The organism is Peribacillus sp. NPDC060253 (assembly GCF_042727425.1).
Lineage (GTDB): Bacteria > Bacillota > Bacilli > Bacillales > DSM-1321 > Peribacillus.
Genome location: NZ_JBHXAS010000002.1, coordinates 1 through 23,023, shown reverse-complemented (window position 1 = coordinate 23,023; position 23,023 = coordinate 1). Strand labels below are relative to the sequence as shown.

General features: G+C 40.4%; 26 protein-coding genes and 1 pseudogene. 23 read left to right on the top strand and 4 right to left on the bottom strand.

What is annotated here, in order from left to right; all coding sequences use genetic code 11:
* The first annotated feature begins 123 nt into the window (after positions 1-123).
* The 12 genes from spoIIM (at position 124) to ACFWE9_RS00780 (ending at position 11,023) form a co-directional block, all read left to right on the top strand.
* On the top strand, positions 124-771 hold the full coding sequence (spoIIM, locus tag ACFWE9_RS00835; RefSeq protein ID WP_230156879.1) for a stage II sporulation protein M: 648 nt from the start codon (positions 124-126) through the stop codon (positions 769-771).
* A 119-nt stretch (positions 772-890) separates the two neighbouring features.
* Positions 891-1,349, top strand: a complete 459-nt coding sequence (gene fur, locus ACFWE9_RS00830; RefSeq protein ID WP_230157092.1) for a ferric iron uptake transcriptional regulator — start codon at positions 891-893, stop codon at positions 1,347-1,349.
* 197 nt (positions 1,350-1,546) lie between these two features.
* Positions 1,547-1,774, top strand: coding sequence for a YqzK family protein (locus tag ACFWE9_RS00825; RefSeq protein WP_230156881.1), 228 nt, complete (start codon positions 1,547-1,549; stop codon positions 1,772-1,774).
* Positions 1,775-1,779: 5 nt separating this feature from the next.
* Entirely contained in the window at positions 1,780-2,673 is an 894-nt protein-coding gene (gene xerD / locus ACFWE9_RS00820) for a site-specific tyrosine recombinase XerD (protein ID WP_230156884.1), read from the top strand.
* Between the two features lie 290 nt (positions 2,674-2,963).
* A complete protein-coding gene (gene deoB, locus ACFWE9_RS00815) occupies positions 2,964-4,166 on the top strand; it encodes a phosphopentomutase (protein WP_230156886.1) in 1,203 nt (400 codons plus the stop codon).
* A complete protein-coding gene (locus ACFWE9_RS00810; RefSeq protein WP_230156887.1) occupies positions 4,167-4,979 on the top strand; it encodes a purine-nucleoside phosphorylase in 813 nt (270 codons plus the stop codon).
* 64 nt (positions 4,980-5,043) lie between these two features.
* Positions 5,044-6,348, top strand: coding sequence for a pyrimidine-nucleoside phosphorylase (locus ACFWE9_RS00805; protein ID WP_230156888.1), 1,305 nt, complete (start codon positions 5,044-5,046; stop codon positions 6,346-6,348).
* 205 nt (positions 6,349-6,553) lie between these two features.
* Complete coding sequence (locus ACFWE9_RS00800; RefSeq protein WP_230156889.1) at positions 6,554-7,720, top strand: D-alanyl-D-alanine carboxypeptidase family protein; 1,167 nt, start codon at positions 6,554-6,556, stop codon at positions 7,718-7,720.
* A 131-nt stretch (positions 7,721-7,851) separates the two neighbouring features.
* On the top strand, positions 7,852-8,202 hold the full coding sequence (spoIIAA, locus tag ACFWE9_RS00795; protein ID WP_057914308.1) for an anti-sigma F factor antagonist: 351 nt from the start codon (positions 7,852-7,854) through the stop codon (positions 8,200-8,202).
* A gap of 1 nt (position 8,203) precedes the next feature.
* On the top strand, positions 8,204-8,644 hold the full coding sequence (gene spoIIAB / locus ACFWE9_RS00790) for an anti-sigma F factor (protein WP_034308139.1): 441 nt from the start codon (positions 8,204-8,206) through the stop codon (positions 8,642-8,644).
* Between the two features lie 13 nt (positions 8,645-8,657).
* On the top strand, positions 8,658-9,425 hold the full coding sequence (gene sigF, locus ACFWE9_RS00785; RefSeq protein WP_034308137.1) for an RNA polymerase sporulation sigma factor SigF: 768 nt from the start codon (positions 8,658-8,660) through the stop codon (positions 9,423-9,425).
* A 308-nt stretch (positions 9,426-9,733) separates the two neighbouring features.
* Positions 9,734-11,023, top strand: coding sequence for an NCS2 family permease (locus ACFWE9_RS00780; RefSeq protein WP_230157093.1), 1,290 nt, complete (start codon positions 9,734-9,736; stop codon positions 11,021-11,023).
* Positions 11,024-11,298: 275 nt separating this feature from the next.
* On the opposite strand, the pseudogene ACFWE9_RS00775 reads toward ACFWE9_RS00780, so the two are convergent.
* Positions 11,299-11,490: pseudogene (locus ACFWE9_RS00775) on the bottom strand (IS5/IS1182 family transposase); the annotation flags it as partial.
* 315 nt (positions 11,491-11,805) lie between these two features.
* Between ACFWE9_RS00775 and ACFWE9_RS00770 the strand changes: the two are divergent.
* The 5 genes from ACFWE9_RS00770 to lysA all read left to right on the top strand — a co-directional run bounded on the left by ACFWE9_RS00770 (position 11,806) and on the right by lysA (position 16,553).
* Positions 11,806-12,429, top strand: coding sequence for a stage V sporulation protein AA (locus ACFWE9_RS00770; protein WP_377355324.1), 624 nt, complete (start codon positions 11,806-11,808; stop codon positions 12,427-12,429).
* A complete protein-coding gene (locus ACFWE9_RS00765) occupies positions 12,419-12,841 on the top strand; it encodes a stage V sporulation protein AB (RefSeq protein WP_063233148.1) in 423 nt (140 codons plus the stop codon). Before ACFWE9_RS00770 ends, ACFWE9_RS00765 begins: the two co-directional genes overlap by 11 nt.
* Before the next feature lie 43 nt (positions 12,842-12,884).
* Positions 12,885-13,490, top strand: a complete 606-nt coding sequence (spoVAEA, locus tag ACFWE9_RS00760) for a stage V sporulation protein SpoVABEA (protein ID WP_230156890.1) — start codon at positions 12,885-12,887, stop codon at positions 13,488-13,490.
* Entirely contained in the window at positions 13,471-14,937 is a 1,467-nt protein-coding gene (locus ACFWE9_RS00755) for a spore germination protein (RefSeq protein ID WP_377355333.1), read from the top strand. Before spoVAEA ends, ACFWE9_RS00755 begins: the two co-directional genes overlap by 20 nt.
* 287 nt (positions 14,938-15,224) lie before the next feature.
* Positions 15,225-16,553 carry a diaminopimelate decarboxylase gene (gene lysA / locus ACFWE9_RS00750; protein ID WP_230156892.1) on the top strand — a complete coding sequence of 443 codons (1,329 nt, stop codon included), beginning with the start codon at positions 15,225-15,227 and terminating at the stop codon, positions 16,551-16,553.
* Positions 16,554-16,590: 37 nt separating this feature from the next.
* On the opposite strand, the gene ACFWE9_RS00745 is transcribed toward lysA, so the two are convergent.
* Positions 16,591-17,460 carry a DUF1002 domain-containing protein gene (locus tag ACFWE9_RS00745; protein WP_230156894.1) on the bottom strand — a complete coding sequence of 290 codons (870 nt, stop codon included), beginning with the start codon at positions 17,458-17,460 and terminating at the stop codon, positions 16,591-16,593.
* A 581-nt stretch (positions 17,461-18,041) separates the two neighbouring features.
* Between ACFWE9_RS00745 and ACFWE9_RS00740 the strand changes: the two genes are divergently transcribed.
* Positions 18,042-18,386, top strand: coding sequence for a GNAT family N-acetyltransferase (locus tag ACFWE9_RS00740; protein WP_230156895.1), 345 nt, complete (start codon positions 18,042-18,044; stop codon positions 18,384-18,386).
* Between the two features lie 28 nt (positions 18,387-18,414).
* Here the strand turns inward: ACFWE9_RS00740 and ACFWE9_RS00735 are convergent, their stop codons facing one another.
* Both ACFWE9_RS00735 and ACFWE9_RS00730 read right to left on the bottom strand, forming a co-directional pair.
* Entirely contained in the window at positions 18,415-18,948 is a 534-nt protein-coding gene (locus ACFWE9_RS00735) for a DUF309 domain-containing protein (protein ID WP_230156896.1), read from the bottom strand.
* Positions 18,949-19,112: 164 nt separating this feature from the next.
* A complete protein-coding gene (locus tag ACFWE9_RS00730; RefSeq protein WP_230156897.1) occupies positions 19,113-19,205 on the bottom strand; it encodes a YjcZ family sporulation protein in 93 nt (30 codons plus the stop codon).
* Between the two features lie 216 nt (positions 19,206-19,421).
* On the opposite strand from ACFWE9_RS00730, the gene ACFWE9_RS00725 reads away from it, so the two are divergent.
* The 5 genes from ACFWE9_RS00725 to ACFWE9_RS00705 all read left to right on the top strand — a co-directional run bounded on the left by ACFWE9_RS00725 (position 19,422) and on the right by ACFWE9_RS00705 (position 22,721).
* The gene (locus ACFWE9_RS00725; RefSeq protein WP_230156898.1) at positions 19,422-20,189 is read left to right on the top strand and encodes a segregation/condensation protein A; all 768 of its coding nucleotides are present in this window, start codon (positions 19,422-19,424) and stop codon (positions 20,187-20,189) included.
* Positions 20,176-20,757, top strand: coding sequence for an SMC-Scp complex subunit ScpB (scpB, locus tag ACFWE9_RS00720; protein ID WP_230156899.1), 582 nt, complete (start codon positions 20,176-20,178; stop codon positions 20,755-20,757). Before ACFWE9_RS00725 ends, scpB begins: the two co-directional genes overlap by 14 nt.
* A 40-nt stretch (positions 20,758-20,797) precedes the next feature.
* On the top strand, positions 20,798-21,214 hold the full coding sequence (locus tag ACFWE9_RS00715; RefSeq protein ID WP_230156900.1) for a hypothetical protein: 417 nt from the start codon (positions 20,798-20,800) through the stop codon (positions 21,212-21,214).
* Positions 21,215-21,236: 22 nt separating this feature from the next.
* Positions 21,237-21,722: a YpuI family protein gene (locus ACFWE9_RS00710; RefSeq protein WP_230156901.1), complete on the top strand. Its 486-nt coding sequence runs from the start codon at positions 21,237-21,239 to the stop codon at positions 21,720-21,722.
* 123 nt (positions 21,723-21,845) lie between these two features.
* Complete coding sequence (locus ACFWE9_RS00705; RefSeq protein ID WP_230156902.1) at positions 21,846-22,721, top strand: superoxide dismutase; 876 nt, start codon at positions 21,846-21,848, stop codon at positions 22,719-22,721.
* Positions 22,722-23,023: the final 302 nt, after the last annotated feature.

Below are 23,023 nucleotides of genomic sequence, written 5' to 3'. Positions count from 1 at the left end.
TAGATATGGAAAATTATAACATGGATTCAATTGAAAATGTTCTGCCGGACGGAGAATGTTTTCTTAGCATAAATGAGAGAGTGAAAACATAGATTCTAGTAAGCGGAGTTGGGAGGATGAAAGATGAAAAAAAAATCTGTCGTACAAAATGCCGTAATGAAACATATTAACGAACATTCCTCATTATATGTCTTTATCACTGTGCTTTTTTTGATGGGTGTCATTTTTGGAGCAGTACTTGTGAATAGTTTGAGCTTTACCCAAAAGGAGGACTTGTTCTATTATTTATCTCAATTTTTCGGACAAGTATCCAAAGGTGAATTTGCCTCTTCGCATGATATGTTCAGCCAAAGTATTATGCATAATATAAAATATATTGGCCTCATCTGGATTCTGGGAATTTCGGTCATCGGTTTGCCGGTCATTTTGGTTTTGTTATTTATAAAAGGAATGGTTGTTGGATTTACAGTCGGATTTTTAGTCAATCAAATGGGATGGAGCGGGTTCTTATTATCATTTGTCTCCATTCTGCCCCAAAATATATTCATCGTGCCGATATTCATCGTGATAACCGTCCTTGCTGTTTCACTATCAATGAAAATGATCAGCAGGATTTTCCTTAAGCAGATCCGTGAGCCGCTGAAGCCAATAATTTCACGGTATATTTTCTCATTGATTTTGTCAGGATTGTTTTTGATTACAGCTGCAGCATTTGAAGCGTATCTATCACCTTCTTTAATGAAAAACGTCGTAAGTTTATTGGGTCATTGACGGAGATTTGCTTTTATCGCAAATTTTTTTATCATTAACAAGAAATCTATTTTGACAGTTTTCCCTCTTTTGATATAATGGATAAGATAGCGGCGCGGGAGGGAATATTAGGTATGGAAATAGAAAACAGAATTGATAGGATAAAAAAGCAGTTGCACTCGTCCAGCTACAAATTAACGCCTCAGCGAGAAGCGACCGTCCGCGTTTTACTTGAGCACGAAGAGGATCATTTAAGCGCAGAAGACGTTTACCTCCTTGTCAAAGAAAAGTCGCCGGAAATTGGATTGGCAACAGTATACCGTACGCTAGAGTTGCTGACTGAATTGAAGATAGTAGATAAAATTAACTTTGGAGACGGGGTTTCCCGTTATGATTTAAGACAAGAAGGAGCTGCGCATTTCCATCATCATCTTGTTTGTGTGGAATGTGGTGCGGTAGATGAGATCCAGGAAGACTTACTTGAAGACGTGGAAGCCATTGTGGAACGCGAATGGAACTTCAAGATAAAAGACCATAGATTAACCTTTCATGGCATTTGTCATCGATGCCATGACAAAGAAGAAAATAAAGGTGAATGAAGTGTGACCTTTTCCATTTAATGGAGAAGGTTTTCTGCGTTTTTTAGAATCTTTTGCAAAGGCATCAAGAAAACCGTTTTAAGGAATGAATTTTCTCACGTAAAGGCAGTTTTTCCTTTCCCCTTACCGAAACGCGTATAAAACTTGTCCTGTTGGGCATAGATTGATACAAAGGATTGAATGGGAGGGGAAAGAAGATGAAAACGACATTATCGCTTGTTTTGCATACGGCTAAAGTGATGGTTCTCTTTGTTGGCTTCACTGTTCTTTTTTATATAGGAATGGTATGGTTAAATCAGGAATATCAAAATTATCATCGTTATGATGAACCCAAAGGAATGGCTGTGAAAGTATCGAAGGCTGTTGATACGGGTGAGGATGCATGGCTGGAACGCTTAATGTTGTTTTATTTAAACGGGGAGTAATGAATATGGAGAATCAAATCAGGGATTTTATTCATTTTTTAACCATTGAAAAAGGACTGGCCAAGAATACGCTCGTTTCCTATGAGCGTGACTTAAGATCATATTGGAGCTATTTGAAAGATGTTGAATCCATTACCGAATGGAATGATTCCCGGCGTGTGAACATCTTGCATTTTCTCGTTCAATTGAAGGATCAAGGAAAATCATCGAAGACGGTAGCACGTCATATTGCCTCGATCCGGTCCTTTCATCAATTTCTTCTAAGGGAAAAAGTAACCGATCAGGATCCGTCCATACATATAGAAACGCCGAAACCGGAACGAACCCTTCCGAAAGTATTAAGCATGGAAGAGGTTGAAGCGTTATTGGAAGCCCCGAAGTTCATGGACGAATTCGGCCTGCGCGATAAGGCGATGCTTGAATTGATGTATGCGACAGGGATGCGCGTTAGTGAGTTGATATCCATGGATGTAAGTGATGTACATGCATCGATGGGGTTTGTCCGTTGTGTCGGGAAAGGAAATAAGGAGAGAATCATTCCGATTGGACAAACGGCATTGGGGGCGATTGAACATTATTTGGAGAGTTCCCGAGGGAAATTAGCCAGTCACAAGCACAGAACAGATTCACTTTTTTTGAATCATCATGGTAACAGGCTGACAAGACAGGGATTTTGGAAGATTCTAAAAAAACTTGTAAAATCGGCACAAATAGAAAAAGAAATCACACCGCATACACTAAGACATTCTTTCGCGACACATCTATTGATGAATGGGGCAGACTTACGTGCCGTCCAAGAAATGCTGGGGCATGCGGATATTTCAACAACACAGATTTATACACATATTACGAACGTTAGGATCAAGGATGTATATTCCAAATTCCATCCGCGAGCTTAGAAGAATGGCAGAATGATAGAGAGGCTGTGAATTTAACTGAAAGGCAGTTAAAGGATCGGCCTTTTTACAATATGGACTGGACTATAAGGCAGCTAATGGTTCTTGGTCATACATGTATTAGCTTTTTTTTTCTGAAATATATTATTTGTTTCCAACATAGTAATCGTTTACAATGTAGAGAGGTCAGACTTCTGACGTTCTCGTGATTTCATTTTATTGAAGAGTAACGGAGCGATATAAGGGTAAAATAGAGAGTATAAAAGTGATTTACTATTTTAGGAGGAATGAACATGAAAGGGAATTCAGCATTTAAACGAATATTTGTAGTCGTTATGGATTCAGTTGGGATTGGCGAAGCACCTGATGCAGATTTATTTGGTGATAAAGGGGCTGATACTCTCGGCCATATCGCAGATAAAATGAATGGTTTGAACATGCCGAATCTTGCAAAATTGGGTTTAGGAAATATCCGTGAAATAAAAGGGATTGATAAAGCTCAGCAACCGCTCGCATACTATACGAAAATGAAAGAAGCATCTACAGGTAAAGATACGATGACTGGACATTGGGAAATCATGGGGTTGAATATATCCACTCCATTCCGTGTATTTCCAAATGGTTTTCCTGAGTTATTAGTGAATGAACTTGAGGCGAAAATGGGTCGTGGAATTATTGGGAACGTCCCAGCCAGCGGTACGGAGATCATTGAAAGACTTGGCGAGGAACATATGAAGACGGGTGCATTGATTGTATATACATCAGCTGATTCCGTTTTACAGATTGCTGCACATGAAGACATCGTGCCGATAGACGAATTATATAAGGTTTGTGAAATTGCACGTGAAGTGACAATGGCTGATGAGTATAAGGTTGGACGCGTTATTGCTAGACCATTCACAGGTGAGCCAGGCAGCTTCAAAAGAACGCCTAACCGTCATGATTATGCATTGAAGCCTTTTAACCGGACAGTTATGGATGAATTGAAAGATTCCGGATATGATGTTCTCGCAATCGGGAAAATTTCAGATATTTTTGATGGAGAAGGTGTAACTGAATCCTTACGGACCGTATCTAATATGGATGGAATGGATAAATTAATTCAAACGATAGAACAGGACTTCAAAGGGTTAAGCTTCCTTAATCTAGTCGACTTCGATGCTTTATACGGACATCGCCGCGATCCAGAGGGATACGGAAAAGCCTTGGAAGAATTCGACGCTCGGATGCCGGAAGTTCTCGATAAACTACATGAGGATGATTTATTGATCATAACTGCCGATCACGGGAATGATCCGGTTCATGAAGGAACCGATCATACACGTGAATATGTGCCATTATTAGTCTATTCCAAACGATTTACTAAAGGTGCCGAGCTTCCAGTAAGAGATACATTTGCTGACATCGGAGCGACGGTCGCTGCTAATTTTGATGTGAAAATGCCTGCCTTCGGGAAAAATATATTGGGCGATATAAATGAAGGGGAGATTAAATAGATGTTTAATAAAATAGAGACAGCTGCTGCATTTATAAAAAATAAGATTGAAGGCTCCCCGGAGATAGGATTGATTCTTGGTTCTGGACTTGGAGTATTGGCAGATGAAATTGAAAATCCCATAACGATCCCATACCACGATATCCCGGAATTTCCGGTATCGACTGTTGAAGGACATGCAGGACAACTTGTCATTGGTCAATTAAGTGGCAAAAAAGTTGTAGCCATGCAAGGACGCTTTCATTTTTATGAAGGTTACTCCATGGAGAAAGTCACATTTCCTGTACGGGTTATGAAACTTCTTGGCGTTGAGCAATTAATTGTAACCAATGCTGCTGGAAGTGTTAATGAAAGCTTCGCACCAGGCGACTTGATGCTGATTACGGATCATATTAATTTAATGGGGGCAAACCCATTGATCGGTCCTAATGAAGAGCGTTTTGGGCCTAGGTTCCCTGATATGTCAGAAGCTTATAACAAGGGGCTGCGGACTCAAGCTAAAAAAATCGCATCAACACTCGGGTTGGATATTAAAGAAGGTGTCTATATCGGGAATTCAGGTCCGACATATGAGACGCCTGCAGAAGTGAAAATGGCAAGAATCCTTGGCGGGGATGCAGTTGGGATGTCAACGGTTCCAGAAGTTATCGTGGCTAGACATAGCGATATGAAGGTGCTCGGAATATCATGCCTTACCAATATGGCGGCAGGCATTCTCGATCAGCCTTTGTCGCATGTAGAGGTAATTGAAACGACGGAAAAAGTGAAAAGCAGTTTTCTGGATTTTGTGAAGCACATCGTTAAAGACATATAAAATGATCAAAAAAATACAAGTACACCTGAGAGTATCGGTGTCTTAAAAAAGTGGGGATTCTATTATGAGAATGGTAGATTTAATCGAGAAAAAGCGGGATGGAAAGGCTCTTTCTACAGAAGAAATACAGTTCATCATCAAAGGGTTTACTGATGGAACGATACCTGATTACCAAATGAGTGCTTGGTCAATGGCTGTTTATTTCAAAGGGATGAATGAGCAGGAACGTGCTGATTTAACCATGGCAATGGTCGAGTCAGGCGATCAAATCGACTTATCGATGATTGAAGGAATCAAGGTCGATAAACATTCAACGGGCGGTGTTGGGGATACCACAACACTCGTGCTTGGGCCATTAGTTGCTGCGGTAGGTGTTCCGGTTGCAAAGATGTCAGGACGGGGTCTTGGCCATACAGGCGGAACGATCGATAAGTTGGAATCTGTAAAGGGCTTTCATGTTGAAATCGAAAATGACGAGTTCATTCGGCTTGTGAATAAAAATAAAATAGCTGTCATTGGACAAAGTGGTAACCTGACTCCAGCGGACAAAAAGTTATATGCATTGCGCGATGTTACGGCTACCGTTAACAGTATCGGCTTGATTGCTGGTTCGATCATGAGTAAGAAAATCGCCGCTGGTGCTGATGCAATCGTACTCGATGTTAAAACAGGAGCTGGCGCTTTCATGAAAACTCTCGAAGATTCTGAAGAATTAGCGCATGCAATGGTGAGCATCGGGAACAATGTCGGGCGTAACACAATGGCTGTCATTTCCGATATGAGCCAACCGCTGGGATACGCAATCGGAAATGCATTAGAAGTGAAGGAAGCCATCGATACGCTTAAAGGGGAAGGCCCGGAAGATTTAACGGAACTTTCTTTAACACTAGGAAGTCATATGGTATACCTTGCCAAAAAGGCAAGTTCGCTGGAAGAAGCAAGAACCTTGCTTGAAAATGCGATAAAAGATGGTTCTGCACTAAACTCATTCAAGGTTTTCTTAGAAGCTCAGGGAGGCGATGGTTCGGTTGTAGATCAGCCGGAAAAACTTCCACAGGCTGCTCATACTTTCGAGCTAGAAGCGAAAGAGGATGGATATGTATCGGAGATCATCGCCGATGAAGTGGGAACGGCAGCTATGCTTTTAGGCGCCGGGAGAGCTACAAAAGAATCAGAGATCGATTTGGCAGTCGGGCTTGTACTCCGTAAAAAAATCGGGGAAACAGTGGCAAAAGGTGAATCCCTTGTGACGATTTACAGCAATTTTGAAGATGTTACAAAAGTAAAAGAAAAATTGTATGAAAGCATTGCGATTTCAAAAGAGAAGGTCGAAAAACCTACCCTAATCTATAAAGAAATCATGGAATAAATGATTTTAAAAAGGTCACCCTTTTTCAGGGTGACCTTTTTGTGTTTTTCCAATGAATGTTAAAAAAGAGGATGCCCATGCGCATCCTCTTTTGCTTTTTGTTAATTGGTACTGATATTCAATGTATGTTCAAAATTCATCTTTAATTGTATAAAAATGGGTTTAATGGAAAAAATAAATGATATCAAGATTGGAGGGTATGGAGATGAAGCGGATTCTTTCTCTATTTATAACCGTATTAATAGCAATAGGCTTTTGCATCCCACATACAGAAGCAGCTAAAGATAAAGGAGTCGACTTGGCGGCCAATGCTAAATCCGCTATTTTGATTGAACGGGATACAGGCGCCATTCTGTATGATAAAAATGCAGACATTCGTCTTTCACCGGCTAGTATGACGAAAATCATGACAATGCTGCTGATCATGGAAGCGATCGATAAAGGCGAACTAAGCATGAAGGAGAAAATCAGGACAAGTGAGTATGCAGCATCGATGGGAGGGTCCCAAATCTTCCTCGAGCCAGGTGAAGAAATGACCACAGAACAAATGCTTAAAGGCATCTCGATTGGTTCGGCGAATGATGCATCGGTTGCGATGGCTGAACGTCTTGCCGGCTCCGAAGAAGAGTTTGTTAAAAAAATGAACAAAAAGGCGAAAGACTTAGGTTTGAAAAATACAAAGTTCCAAAACGCGACAGGCCTTCCAGTTAAAGATCATTACAGCTCGGCCCATGATATGTCGATCATGGCGAAGGAACTATTGAAATACGATACGATTACAAGATTCACGGGTACATATGAAGATTATCTCCGTGAAAACACCGATAAGAAGTTCTGGCTTGTTAACACGAATAGATTAGTAAAATTTTATCCTGGAGTGGATGGGCTAAAGACAGGGTTCACTAATGAAGCGAAATACTGTCTGACAGCCACTGCAAAAAAAGGGAATATGCGTGTCATTGCAGTCGTTTTTGGAGCCGATACTCCAAAGGAACGAAACGCTCAGGTCACCAAGATGCTAGATTATGCATTTTCACAATACATCACATATCCGATTTATAAACGCGGCGAGGTGTTAGGTGAATCAAGGGTGAGTAAAGGCCACAAGAAAGCGGTGGTGGGAGTGACAAGTGAACCTATTTCAGTTTTGACAGCCAAGAACGGAACGGCAAAGGACTTCACAAAAAAAGTCACTCTTGATAAAGATTTGAAAGCCCCTATAAAAAAAGGTGATCAAATTGGTACGCTTGAATTGAAGAAAAACGGTAAGGTGTATGTCGAATCTCCAATTATCGCGAAGGAATCTGTTGAAAATGCCAGCTGGTGGCAATTGTATAAACGTGCTTTCGGCATGTTTTCTCAAGCAAAATAGAATAAATTGTCGCAATGCCTGGTAATAGTACTAATTTAGGCGAAACTCCACTAGTTTTGCTGTTAAGAAGGAATCGGCAGGTAAAAAAGAGAATTTGACTCATTACAAGACAGTGAAGGAGGCTGTATATAGTGAGTCTTACGATTAATATGGAGGCGAAAAATCGCGTATTGTGCATTCGTCTCAAAGGTGATTTGGATCATCATACAGCAGAAAAATTGAAAAACCAGGCAGAGGCAGCCATTCAAAAGCATAACATCCAGCATATTATTCTCAACATGGAAGAATTGCATTTTATGGACAGTTCAGGGCTCGGAGTTATTTTAGGGCGTTATAAGCAGGTAAACAAAAAGCAAGGTGAAATGGTGGTCTGTGCAATTTCTCCAGCAGTAAAGCGGTTATTTGAGATGTCAGGGTTGTTTAAAATTGTTAAAATGGAACTATCCGAAAAAAACGCTTTGCAAAGACTGGGGGTTGCCTAAAATGAAAAATAAAATGGAAACGAAATTTTCCGCACTAAGCCAAAATGAATCTTTTGCCAGGGTAACTGTTGCGGCTTTCATTGCCCAATTGGACCCGACGATGGATGAATTGACAGAAATCAAAACTGTCGTGTCAGAAGCCGTTACGAATTCGATTATCCATGGGTATGAGAGTGATCCGGAAGGTTGGGTCTACATTTCAGTGGTCATCGAAGGTGATACAGTAGAATTGACCATTCGGGATGAAGGACTGGGCATTGAGGACGTCGAGGAGGCTAAACAGCCGTTATTTACGACAAAGCCCGAACTTGAACGTTCCGGTATGGGATTCACCATCATGGAAAACTTCATGGATGAAATCAATATAATTTCCCATAAGGGTGAAGGCACGATCATTCGATTAAAAAAGCACTTAACTACAAGCAGAGCTTTGTGCAATTAAGGGAGACTTGCATATGGATGTGGAGGTTAAAAACGAGAAGAGCAAAAAAGGCCAGCCCCATTTAAAAGATGAGGAATTGAGGAATTTGATTCAACGCAGCCAGAGCGGTGACCAAGATGCAAGGAACTTGATTGTCAATAGCAATCTCAGGCTTGTATGGTCAGTAGTGCAAAGATTCCTCAATCGAGGTTATGAACCGGATGACCTTTATCAAATTGGCTGCATAGGTCTTTTGAAGTCCGTGGACAAATTTGACTTATCGTTTGAAGTGAAATTCTCAACGTATGCTGTACCAATGATCATTGGTGAAATCCAACGTTTTATCCGTGATGACGGAACGGTAAAAGTGAGCCGGTCTTTGAAAGAAATGGCGAATAAAATTCGCAGGGCCAAAGAAGAACTTTCCAAGACGTATGGTCGGGTCCCGACTGTCAATGAATTGGCGGAACATCTTGAGCTGTCGCCAGAGGAAATCATCATGGCTCAAGAAGCTAGCAGGAGCCCTTCATCCATCCACGAAACGGTTTACGAAAATGATGGAGATCCGATTACTCTTCTTGACCAGATTGCCGACCATAACGAAACATCTTGGTTTGATCAAATCGCATTGAAAGAAGCGATTCATGAATTGAATGAACGTGAAAGGCTGATTGTTTTCCTGAGGTATTATAAAGATCAGACACAGTCGGAAGTAGCGGCCAGGCTTGGTATATCTCAAGTTCAAGTGTCAAGGCTGGAAAAGAAGATTCTTCAGCAAATGAAAAACCACATGAATCAGTGATTCATGTGGTTTTTTTATTTGGCTGAAGATAAATCACGATTTTAGGAAAAAGTAAAAGTAATGGACCCTCGTGAATAGTTAGGAGTCAAATTTATGGAAATATGTATGGGAATCAAATTTTTTAGTTGAATTTACAATTAAAAACGAATATTATAGTAAAGGTCGCGTTTTTCATTCGTTTTTTTATCTTTCATTCAACGAATATTTAACCAGGAAAAGCGACGATGCAGTACAATTTTAGGACACCTTGTTATTTCGTGCAAACGGTTGTCGGTGTTTCCTTTAGATCTGGAGGTCTAAATATGTTTATGGAAAGGTTTTTCTCCCTGAAAGAAAATGGAACGAGTGTCCGTACAGAAGTCATGGCGGGCGTTACGACATTTTTGACTATGGTTTATATCCTAATTGTGAATCCGGCTTTATTGTCTTCAATCGGGATTCCATTTGAACAAGTTTTCATGGCAACGGTCATATCATCGGTCATAGGTACCCTTATCATGGGGCTCGTAGCAAAATACCCGATTGCGATAGCACCGGGGATGGGCTTGAATGCTTATTTTGCTAGCGTAGTGGGGGCACAGGGCCTCTCATATCAGACTGTATTTGGAACGGTTTTCATCGCCGGTTTGCTCTTTTTATTAATTAGCGTAACGAGCTTGCGCAAAATGATAATTGATGCGATTCCTAACTCACTGAAATATGGAATCACATCCGGAATTGGTTTATTCATCGCGTTTATCGGTTTGAAAAATGCGGGAATCGTAGTATCTAATGAATCAACGATGGTGACTCTTGGCGATTTGCATCAGCCTGGAACCGTTTTAGCGTTGGTAGGTTTATTCATTACCTTGATTTTTATGGCCCGCAATATCAAAGGGGCCATTTTTATTGGTATGATCATTACGGCAGTTATCGGCTACTTTATCGGTTTGCTAAATTTTGATGGCGTCTTATCCGTACCTCCTGCACCGGTATTTTTCGATATCGATATTGCTGGAGTCTTCACCCATTCTTTATATTCAGTTGTATTCGCCTTTTTACTTGTGACGATCTTTGATACGACAGGTACATTGATCGGTGTAACGGAACAGGCAGGACTGACGAAGGATGGAAAGATCCCTCGTGCCAAAAAAGCTTTTTTAGGTGATGCGATTGCAACGACAGTCGGCTCAATGTTTGGAACAAGTCCTTCAACTGCTTATGTTGAATCGAGCACGGGTGTGGCTGCAGGTGGGCGCACCGGGTTGACGGCTACAGTTGTGGCGATCCTGTTCGCTGTATCGATTTTCTTTTCTCCATTAATATCTGCGATTTCTTCAGTTCAAGCAATCACTGCTCCTGTTTTGATCATCGTAGGATGCTTCATGATGGAGGGGCTAGCTAAGGTCAACTGGAAAATTTTCGATGAAGCATTTCCAGCTTTTGCAATCATTTTAACGATGCCGCTTACTTCAAGCATATCAACGGGGATTGCCATAGGGTTCATTACCTATCCACTAATGAAGGTATTCAGTGGGAAAGGAAAATCGGTTCATCCACTCATTTATATTTTTGGATTAATATTTTTGGTTCAACTGATTTTCTTCCCAACCCATTAATTTATGGATGTAAATCAAAGAGACATGCTGTCATGGAAGCGTGTCTCAGGTGCTAGACAAAAAGGTTTCGGAATGATCTCATTCCGAAACCTTTTTTTTGGATTTGAAGCAGGTATAGAGAATATTGACCCTCTGACGTCATTATTTAGGTCATTTTCTGGCCCGCCAAGTTCAGTTGGCCATCTTCTTTACATTCATGGCAGCGAAAGTATTTTAAGTCCCCTTAAAGTGGTCCAACGCCCATGCTTTTCTATTGCATCTGCGGCAACTGCTTATGGTTTTCCTACTTTATCAATCACTTGTTCAACCAGAGGCTCTAAGATTAGACTATCTTGCATATTGACGGGTGAACTATCGCCCACCAACACAAATCCATTGCGCTCTGCTGTCGCATGAAACAAATAGGCAAACTGATTTGTTCGTTCATCTTTCACATAGTAGCAGCTCTCAGGATCAGTTGAACTTTCGCTGTAGGTAAAAGGAGTTCTATCTAAATGTTAAGACAAAGTTGATTGGAGCGAGTGTTCAAGACTCCTGCGGGAAAAGCGCGCCCAAGGGAGACTCCGCAAGGCGCAAAGGCGCCGAGGAGGCTCTCGGACCGCCCGCGGAAAGCAAGTGCCCTACGTTCCAATCAACGGTCAAATTTTAAAGAGACATGCTGTTATTGCAGCTTGTCCTTTTTTGTTTGCAGTTAGTAATATTTGGACATCAGTCACTTCCTGCATTTTCAATCTGTTTACAATCCATACTACTAGCATAAGGAAATAAAAGGTCGGGATGTGATGATAGTGGCAGTTGTATATATCAGGATGAGGAACCGTGTACAAGTAAATGGAAATCAACCGGTGAGGATAAAAGATATTGCAAGGATAATCGGACCTGAAGAAGAGATTCAAATAATTGAAGAAATCTTATTATTAACGGTAAAGAAGGAAGATAAGAATATTATTGTCATTGATTTGGCTCAAGTTATCATGGCCATCCGCAAAGTGGATCCGGGTATTGAAGTGGAGACATTCGGACCGTCCCAAACCATCATTGAAGTCATCCTCTCGAAAAAGAAAATGTCAATCCTGGCTTTCACCCTAGTCTGGTTCTTGTTGTTTATCGGCGGTGGTATAACCATCATGAATTTTCATGTTGATGTCAGTATGGGGGAAGTGCATCAAAAAATCTTCACGCTCATAACCGGAAAAGTGGATGAAAAGCCGCTATTGATTCAAATTCCATATAGCTTCGGCCTTGGTTTAGGCATGATTTTATTTTTTAATCACTTTTTTAAAAAACGCTTCAATGAGGAACCCAGTCCGCTCGAAGTTGAAATGTTCAACTATCAGCAGGATTTGGACCGTTATGTAGCTATGAATGAAAATAAGGAGAACGTGCGCCATCTTGATGACAGGTAAAATTATCTTCGGAATCTTTGTCGGTTTAGCTGGAGGTTTTGCTACAGGTGCCGGTTTTGTAGCGTTTTTAACTGTACTTGGGGTGATTCCGAGACTGACTCAACTGACCAAAACAATGAAAATGATACATTACTACGAAGGAGCTATCATTGCCGGGGTTGTCGCGGGAACATGGTTCGGATTGCAGGAAACGGAATTTTCCCTTCCGCATTTTTTATTAATTCCGATCGGTTTGGCTGACGGGATCTTTAATGGGATGCTTGCTGCTGCCTTAACTGAAGTTCTGAATGTATTTCCTGTTCTGTCTAAACGAATCGGTATACAAGAGAAAATCATTTATCTGTTAATGGCACTCGTATTGGGGAAGATAGCGGGTTCTTTATTCCAATGGATTTATTTTGTCGATTTATAAGTTTTTAAGGTAACTATTCCTGGTTATGAAAGGTAGGCTCAAGATGGTGACCAAACGAAAAGTGATATTGATTACGGATGGAGATGAGTATGCTAAACGGGCTGTCGAACTTGTCGCCAAGGAAATTGGGGGACGATGTATCTCCATGTCGCAAGGTAATCCATCACGATATACGGGCTTGGAGCTTGTTGGACTAATAAAGAAGGCGAAGAATGATCCTGTTCTGGTCATGTTTGATGATAGCGGATTTATCGGTGAAGGATCCGGTGAACAAGCGATGAAAGTAGTTGCCGAACATCCTGATATTATTGTCCTTGGAGTGATTGCGGTTGCTTCAAAGACTAGAAGGGAAGAATGGACCAAGGTTGATATCTGTATCGACCGGGATGGGAATTTGACACCGAACGGGGTGGATAAATACGGCGCCGAGGAATTTGAACTGGGCAAGATAACAGGAGATACGGTGTATTGCATCGATCAATTACATGTACCTATAGTAGTTGGGATAGGGGATATCGGTAAAATGTCCCATCAGGACGATTATAAAAGAGGAGCACCGATAACGAAGCTAGCGGTGGAAATTATATTGGAAAGGAGTGGTCATGATGACTTCAGAAAAACCAGAAGAAATGAAACCGATTCCGAGTAGGGTAGCGGAAGTAGATGCGTTCATGGAAGAGAGAGTAGGTCTTGGCGTCAGCTTTGACTTAGGGGTAAGAAAGATAAAGGTCCTTAGAAAAGATGTGCATCTTTACTATATAAACGGGTTGACGGATACAGAATTCATCATTGAAATCCTCGACTCACTAATCCATAACAAAAATGCTGAAATCTTGACTACTAAAGTTTTTGATGTAGTCAAAGACTTGCTCGTACACCAATCCGTTGAGGAAATAAAGACGATGGATGAGCTTGTTGATCAGGTATTATCCGGTTTAATAGTCATTGTTGTTGATGGTAAACCAATAGGATTGGTTGTGGATGTCAGGAGTTATCCCGGGAGACAGCCACAAGAACCCGATACGGAAAAAGTCGTCCGTGGATCAAGGGATGGTTTTGTTGAGAATATCATCGTTAACACGGCTATAACCAGACGGAGAATACGGGATGAAAGATTACGTTTCGAAATGTTGCATGTAGGGGAACGATCGAAAACGGACATATCCATTGGTTACATTAAAGATATTGCCGATCCCGATTTAATAGAAATCGTTCGTAAGGAATTGAATAGTATTAAGGTTGATGGCATAACGATGTCTGATAAAACGATCGAAGAGTTCATCGTCAAGCAAAGATATAACCCATACCCGATGGTTAGGTACACGGAACGGGCTGATGTAGCGGCAACACATTTACTTGAGGGGCATGTCCTTATTTATGTCGATACTTCACCGAGTGTCATCATTACCCCGTCCACTCTTTTTCATCATATGCAACATGCTGAGGAGTATCGGCAGGCACCTGCAGTTGGATCCTTGGTACGCTGGGTACGTTTTTTGGGGATTTTCGTTTCTTTATACTTGCTGCCGATTTGGTTGCTGTTTTGTTTAGAGCCTTCCCTCCTGCCTGAAAAGTTTGAGTATATCGGTCCAAATGACAAAACGCATATACCGATAGTGGTCCAAATCTTCATTTCCGATATTGGGATCGAATTTTTAAGGATGGCAGCCGTACATACTCCGACCCCGCTTTCTACGGCAATGGGCTTGGTTGCTGCCGTTTTGATAGGACAGATTGCGATAGATGTTGGTTTATTTGTTCCTGAAGTGGTTCTCTATGCTTCCGTAGCGACAATCGGTACATTTGTCACTCCGAGTTTAGAACTAGGGGTTGCGAATAAAATTTCCCGTTTAGCGCTCCTAGTGTTGGTTGCTATATTTAAAGTACCTGGCTTAGTCATAGGCATCACACTCTACATTATTTTGCTAACTAGCATAAAAACGTTAAATACACCATATTTATGGCCGCTTCTCCCATTTCAACCGAAGGGTTTATCACATATAATAGTTAGAAGACCTTATCCGGGATCTGTGGAGCGTCCAAGTATTGTACATCCTCAGGATAGATTTAGGCAGCCTAGAAAATCTAAAGGTTGATGTTGTCTAAAAGTTGTGGTAATTTAATTTTATTCGAATAAAGCGATAAAGTTAAGGCTTCACAAAGAGATAGAGCTTTTGTTTCTTGAAGTAAAACCAATCTGGCTTTTCTTTCGAACTACTAAGCAGTCATGGAGAACAATATTTAACTGGGATAATCAATTAGATTCGAATGAGGCTTGATCATATAGAGAACCCTTTTCACTACTATCTGGGTTTCTTTATTTGAGGCTGCCTCATTTCTTGTTAATCTTTTTTTAGTTTTAAGTCAGGAAGGTGAAGCTATCATGCATTTGTACGGAACCGGTGGTGTCAATGAGCGTGGACATCTGGAGATTGGCGGAGTGGACACGATCGAACTGATCGAAAAATTTGGTACACCATTATATGTTTATGATGTAGAGCTAATTCGTGAACGAGCAAGAGGGTTCAAGAGAACTTTTGAGGAATTGGGGATATCAGCACAAGTTGCTTATGCAAGTAAAGCCTTTTCTTCGATTGCCATGATCCAGTTGGCTGATCAAGAGGGCCTTTCTCTCGATGTTGTCTCAGCAGGGGAATTATATACGGCAATTAAGGCGAATTTCCCAACTGAACGCATCCACTTTCATGGAAACAACAAAAGTGAAGAAGAGCTACATATGGCTTTGGATTATAAAATTGGCTGTATAGTAGTCGATAATTTTTCAGAGTTGGAACTGTTAGAAGAGATTTGTACAAATCGTGAGCAAAAGGTGAAAATCCTTCTTCGTGTAACACCAGGCATCGAAGCCCATACGCATGATTACATCTTGACAGGGCAAGAAGATTCGAAATTTGGTTTTGATCTTATTAATGGCCAGGCTGAAGAAGCCCTTAAACAAGCACTACAAAGCGAATGGCTGGAAGTGCTAGGATTGCACTGCCATATTGGTTCCCAGATCTTTCAAACGACTGGTTTCCTTCTTGCCGCTCAAAAAATTATCGGCAAGTTGAATGATTGGCATGGTACTATAGGTTTTCAACCAAAGGTATTGAACCTCGGAGGAGGATTCGGAATTCGGTACACTCAAGAGGACGACCCGCTACCTGCTTCTCAGTATGTAGAAGAAATCGTTAGGGAAGTGCAGAACCTGATTGCCGAATCCGATTTAGGAATGCCTGAAATCTGGATCGAACCCGGTCGTTCATTAGTCGGAGATGCTGGTATGACTTTGTATAAAGTCGGTTCTGAAAAGGAAGTGCCTAATGTCCGTAAATATGTTGCCATTGATGGGGGCATGAGTGATAATATACGTCCAGCACTTTATGAAGCTAAGTATGATGCAATTCTTGCAAATCGGCCACTGGATCCTGTAGAAGAAACAGTGTCCATAGCTGGGAAATGCTGTGAAAGCGGAGATATGTTGATTTGGGATTTACCATTGCCTAAAGCAGGACGCGGGGATGTATTGGCAGTCTTTTGTACAGGGGCATACGGATATTCCATGTCGAATAATTACAATCGGATTCCGAGACCGGCTGTCGTCTTTTGTGAAAATGGGGAAGCTCGATTAGTTATCAAACGCGAGACCTTCGATGATCTTATCCATTTGGATTTGGCCCTTCATGAAGCCGCAGTCTTGAATAAAGAATAAAAAGAGGGTGGCATAGGCCATCCTCTTTTTATTTATATCAGCTGAAAAATGATTTGATCGCGTCTATTAAACTACTGAAAACTTCTTTCAATTTATCTAAAAATGATTGACCTTCTTCGGACTCCAGAAAATTGGATAGCTTATCTTTTGCAGCAGTAAGCTGATCGCCGACAGCGTTCCAATCAATATTCAATTCTTTTAGCTTATTGAATAAATCAATTAAACTTTGAACTTGAGCCTCATTTAAGGCGATTCCAAGTTCTTTTGCTGAAGATTCGACAACATCGCGAACCTCTTCGGTATTGGCTGGTGGATTTTCAGCCATATTTTCTTTGATTTTCGTTACCAGTGCAGAGGCTTCCTCCGTACCGATTTCATCACCTAACTTGGCTGTTTTGACCATTTCCTCATTTGCTGCCTGTTTCACGTCTTCCGGAATCTTCTTATCGGAAGAAATCTCATATGCTTTGATGACTCCTGTCAAAGCCGCTGTACCGGAAACAGGAATAGGTGCTGTCACATAAACGGTAGCATCTTTTACACCTGCAGTGGCCAGAGCATTGATATACATTTCATCGGTGACCCAGTTAATGTTTTTCGACTCCAGTTTAAGGCCAGTACCTTTTTCCTCCAGTGTAATGGCAGAGGATGAAATCGCTTTTGTACCAATCAGTCGGCTGGCGATATAATCTCCTAGGTATTCATGTTCCTCCGCATTTGTAACCGTTAAAACCTCGACATCATTGGGGGCTTTCATTTCTGACAAAATCATATTTTTTTGTTCGTTTGTCAAATTTTCACCAAGTGTGACGATCATTTCACCAACAGCTGCATCTGCAAAAGCCTTATATGGCAATAATAGACATAATAAAATAGTTACAATGACCCATTTATTACTTTTTTTCATGATAATCCTCCTTAACTTTTCCTGCTGAATTGGTATCTTTCATTTAAAGGGCGGCGCTTTAAATGAAGATTCATAGTATTGGACGAAACAAAGGATAAAAAAGATACATATTTTCTTTAAAAAAATAATATGGCCCAAGAAAGCTAATGATCTTTCAAGGGAGAAAAATGATTGCATCCTTGTTTTTTATACCTAAGAGGCACTCTATGAACCTAAGATCACTTTATCAATGTAGTAAAATCGAAGCAAGATTGCAAGGATATTTGTCAGAATGTGTTAGGTTATAGTAAAATGAATTCGATATTTAAATATTTGGACCATTAATAAAGGGAGTATGGGATGAGGAAAAGTAATAAAACTCTTTTACTTATGATGCTTGTTATCGCTTTGATGTGGGGGATCGTATATTGGCTGTTTATCGCGTAGCACATAGCACATCCATAAATCAAGTGCTGAAAGTGATGTTGAAACGTACGAAGTTTTTATGTATGATGGAAATGTTATAAGTGAGGATTATTATTCAAAGCGAATTAATTGGAATCAGGTAGATAATAAAACGTTATTTAGTAACGAGGGATATTATGTTGATTAAGTATAAGAAAAGTTATGAGAAATTTGCCATGGGATTATTATCTTTCATGCCAAATGAAAAAGAGATAAAAGTGCTTCGGAATACGATGAAGAATTATGAAACAGATGAAAATCTACAGCTGTTCTTATGGAAAGATGAAGAGATTATAGGCTTGATCGGAATAGAAGCCTCTCAAAATCACATTGAGATTCAACATATATCTGTAAATCCATCTTTTCGGAAGCAAGGTATCGGTAAAATGATGGTCAGGGCTCTTAAGGAGCAATATCCTGACAAAGAATTAAAGGCAAATGAGTTTACGGAAAGCTTTCTTGACAGGTGCGAAGAAATCTGAATATGAAAGTGAGAATGGAGGACAGCCTTTAAGGGCGGTCCTCCATTCTTTTTCGAAGGGATAGTTGTCGAGCCCTTTCAGAAATAACATCCGAACGGTCGCGCATTAGATGCTTATCAACTATTGCTGAATTAGCCATGTCACTTTTTGCGCACCATATGTATCCTTCATGCAGGCACATCGACTGGCATTTTTCGATCAACCCTTGATCTGCTATCGGAAGATTAATGCTTTCATATGGCTTTTGGGATAACATTCGTTCGAGGGTGTTCTCGAGCAAATTGAATAGTTCTTCGGAATCAAGCCCCAACTTTAGGAGCTCGGGCTTTTTAGAGTGGAGATTAGCTAGGGCTTTAGTTAGGGTCCTGACAGCCCCCTTATTGTTTCCCCTGCGATCATGGTATAGGGCAACAGCAATTTGAATGAGGCCGACCCAATGGGAGTCACGCTCTTTTGGAGCGGTTTCCTTCCAATATTCTTCAAGAATTTCATGACATTCGAAGTAATCCCTTGTCCCATGGAAATGTACAAGGAAAGAAAGGTAGTCGTCCGCGTAATTCAATAGGAGCACCCCTTTTGTTTTGATGGTATCATCTAAGGCAGAAAAGCCATTTTTCCATAGCCTTTCACCTGCAATGTTTACTTTCTAAGTTTAGCATAGAATTTTTTCTTGGAAAATAAAGAAAGCCGATTGCAATGCAATCAGCTTGATTCATCAGTCTTCCATTAACAACAAGAAGCACCGACGATTACTAACAAAATGAACAATACTACAATAAAGGCGAATCCGCCGCCGTGTCCAAAACCACCTGCACCCATAATAAGTACCTCCTTTGTTCTGCTATTCTTACATTTCTAGGTTATGTTGTATTTAAGAATGTGATTGGGCATCGACCCAATTGTCACAATTCCATTAAAAGAACTTTTTTCAAGGTCCGTAAATTATTATTATTGGATAAAGGGCGGCAATCCACTATACTTGATTAGGAAAAGAAATAGGCCTATGGGCCAATTGGATTTAAATGGGGTAATTTAATGGGTTATAATATAAAAATTGACGCTTTCGAAGGTCCGATGGATTTACTCCTACATTTGATAAATCGACTTGAAATAGACATCTACGATATTCCCATGGCAGATATTACAGATCAATACCTAGGTTACATCCATACCATGCAGCACCTTGAATTGGATGTGGCCAGCGAATATTTGGTAATGGCTGCAACGCTGCTTGCTATAAAGAGTAAAATGTTGCTGCCAAAGCATGAAGATGAACAATTGATCGATGAAGATGGGGAACTATTTGAAGAAGATCCACGAGATGAGCTTGTGGAGAAGCTTTTAGAATATAAAAAGTATAAGCATGCGGCCGAAGAATTTAAAGGGATGGAAGAAGAACGCAGTTTGATGTTCACTAAACCTCCAAGTGACTTGTCCGGATATGTTAAAGAAGCGGAAAGTGATAAACAAGAGTTGAATATCAGTCTATATGATATGTTGGGCGCTCTGCAAAAATTGCTCCGCAGACAAAAAATACAAAAGCCGCTTTACACGAAAGTAACGAAACAAGAGATATCGATAGAAAAACGCATGGATGAAATCCTGATGGAGTTACAATCCATCAAAGGAAAGAAAAGCTTTTTTGAACTGTTTTCGGTTCCGGTTAAAGAGCATATTGTCATCACCTTTATGGCGGTACTGGAACTAATGAAACTAAATGAAATCAACGTTGAACAAGAAGATAATTTTTCGGAAATCATGATTGCAGCTAAGAAAGGTGTAGAGCCAGTTGGAAGTTATTAATTGGAACGGGATTCTTGAGGCATTACTGTTTGCGGCTGGAGATGAAGGACTCTCCATCAAACAGATTGCGTCAGTCCTAGAAATTACAGAATATCAAGCAACGGACATCGTTGAAAGTTTAAAGGAAGAATATATATCGGATGCACGCGGAATTCAAGTGATTGAAATAGCGGGTGTTTATCAAATGACGACAAAAAAAGTACACTCGGATTACTTGAAAAAACTTGTAGAAACATCAAGCACACAAGGCTTATCCCAGGCTGCTTTGGAAACACTCGCAATCATTGCATATAAGCAGCCGATTACTAGAGCTGAAATTGATGAAATTCGTGGTGTCAAAACAGAACGTCCCATTCATACACTTGTCGCCAAAGTCTTAATAAAAGAGGTCGGACGTGCTGAAGGGTCCGGTCGGGCTTACTTATATGGAACAACAAAAGAGTTTTTGGATTACTTCGGATTGAATTCCATCGAAGAATTACCGCCGCTTGCCGATAATTCGGATGATAGCTTCGAAAATGGTGAAGCGGATTTGTTTTTTGAAAAATTTCAGCAAACAATCGAATAATTGTGATAATATAGAAAAAATGAATGCGGGGGGATTGCGGGTGCAAATCGTAGCATGCAATGGATTTGAGCTTGAAAAAGAGAAGTCAAATTCGCCGGAGGAATTTTTTAACCGATCCGTTATACAATACGTAAAGGATGGAAAAGAAAAGACACTGAATGTACTGTATCTTCGTTATTTTGATGAGATGGTTTCTCGTTTTACACCCTATCCCGCCAATCCTATATTCAAAAGTTTTAACAGAGATATTTATCTGGCTGATATCATTGCCATGGTCTGCCTGCTCAAAGACCCGAGTTTGATCAACCGAAAACGTATATATATAAATTCAGAAAAAGAGTTAGCTAGTTATTTCGAAAATATAGATTTTGAAAAATTGGAGAAAGTGTTTATATCTATTGACCAAGCTAAACCATATAATATAGAATCACATGTTGACTATTATATTCAATCTTAATCATTTTGAGGAGGGTTCACGGTTGGGGAATACATTGGTAAAATCTCAGCTTGAGGATGTAAAAAGCTTTTTAGAAACGACAGTGGCTCAGCTAGAAGAATTCATAAATCAGACGACCTATTCTAAGCTGCAAGAAGAAAAGCCTGGTGATGAAACCTATTATAAAGGAGTCCTTTCCAGTTTAAGAAGATTGCTCGTCAGTTGTGAAGAGGGCTTGGAAGCTTGTCAAATCGTTCTTAAAAATGATGTCTTTAATAAAGCGGCAGCTGAAAAGACTCTTTATAGGGTATATCATCAATGTATCGAAGAATACTTTTCCCCAAAATCGGATCGTTGGTTTGAGGACAGCAGATCTGCATATACAGGAAAAAACTCGATTAAATTTCACCAAAGTGTACCCGACAGCATAATATCCATTCTGAAGGTAGTAGAAAGTGGATTCCAGACCATGCGTGAAGAATTGGAGTTTTATGAAACGGATTACCGAACGAAAATGTTACAGTCATGATATAGAAACAGCAAGGCTTAATAGGCCTTGCTGTTTTTTTATATATAAATGGAATCTCCGCTTAATCGAAACATAAAATACTTTGATGATTTATGTGCCATAAGGTTACAAGGAGGTTGAAAGATGTCTGAAGAAAGAGAGTACGCAAAAGAGGTAAGTGATTGGATTGACGAGATCATGGAATATCTTGAGAAGATCGATATCACAGATTCGAATTTGTTGTCAAATATTGAACGGCTTTCCCAGTGGACCAAAGATTTGGATACGGAAGAAATAGATTATGAAGACATGGTCCTCATTGAAGAAGAGATGACTCGGGTCTACGGGGAAATTGAAGAAATCGCTAGAGATTATGGTATACAGGAAAGGCAATCAGTACCAATTGGGAAGCATACGCTACCGCCGTTACCGTATGCTTATGAAGCGTTGGAACCGACGATTTCAAGGGAAATCATGTACTTGCACCATGATAAGCATCATCAAGCCTATGTCGATGGTCTGAATAAAGCGGAAATGATGATGAAAAAAGCGAGGGAAACGAATGATTATTCCTTGTTGAAACATTGGGAAAAGGAAGCCGCCTTTCATGGTTCGGGTCATTATCTTCATACATTATTTTGGGAAGTGATGATTCCAGGAGGAGGCGGGCAGCCAAAGGGAGACTTACTTAGACAGATAGAACAGGACTTTGGAAGCTTTGCAGCCTTTAAAACTCAGTTTAGTGAAGCGGCCAAACAGGTTGAAGGTGTTGGCTGGGCGATTTTAGTCTGGGTTCCACGTACCCGGCGTCTTGAAATACTTCAATCGGAACTGCATATGGTATTAACCCAGTGGGATACGATTCCAGTCCTTGTTCTGGATGTGTGGGAACATGCTTATTACCTGCAATATAAAAACAATCGGGCAGCTTATGTGGATAAATGGTGGGACGTGGTAAACTGGCCGCAAACAGCTGTAAGGTTCACCGAAGCGAAGAAGCTTATTTGGAAAAAACAATAACGGATAAAATAAAAGAATGACATTGGATAACCAATTCAAAGAGCCGGGCCGTGATGGTTCGGTTTTTTTTGCTGAAATCATGTCGGAAGAATCGTTTAGGGAAAAAATGGCAATGATATAAAGGAATGGCCTTTCAATAAAAAAATTGGATGAAAAAAAGCTATTGATTCTCATTTAAAGTTGATTATTTGATTGAAAAGGGGGCGATAAAACCATTTGAAATAATGAGCTTGATTCTTATTTTTTACTCTTGAAATAACATTGGAAAGGTTTGAAATATGCTATTTTGTAGTGCCATGCCT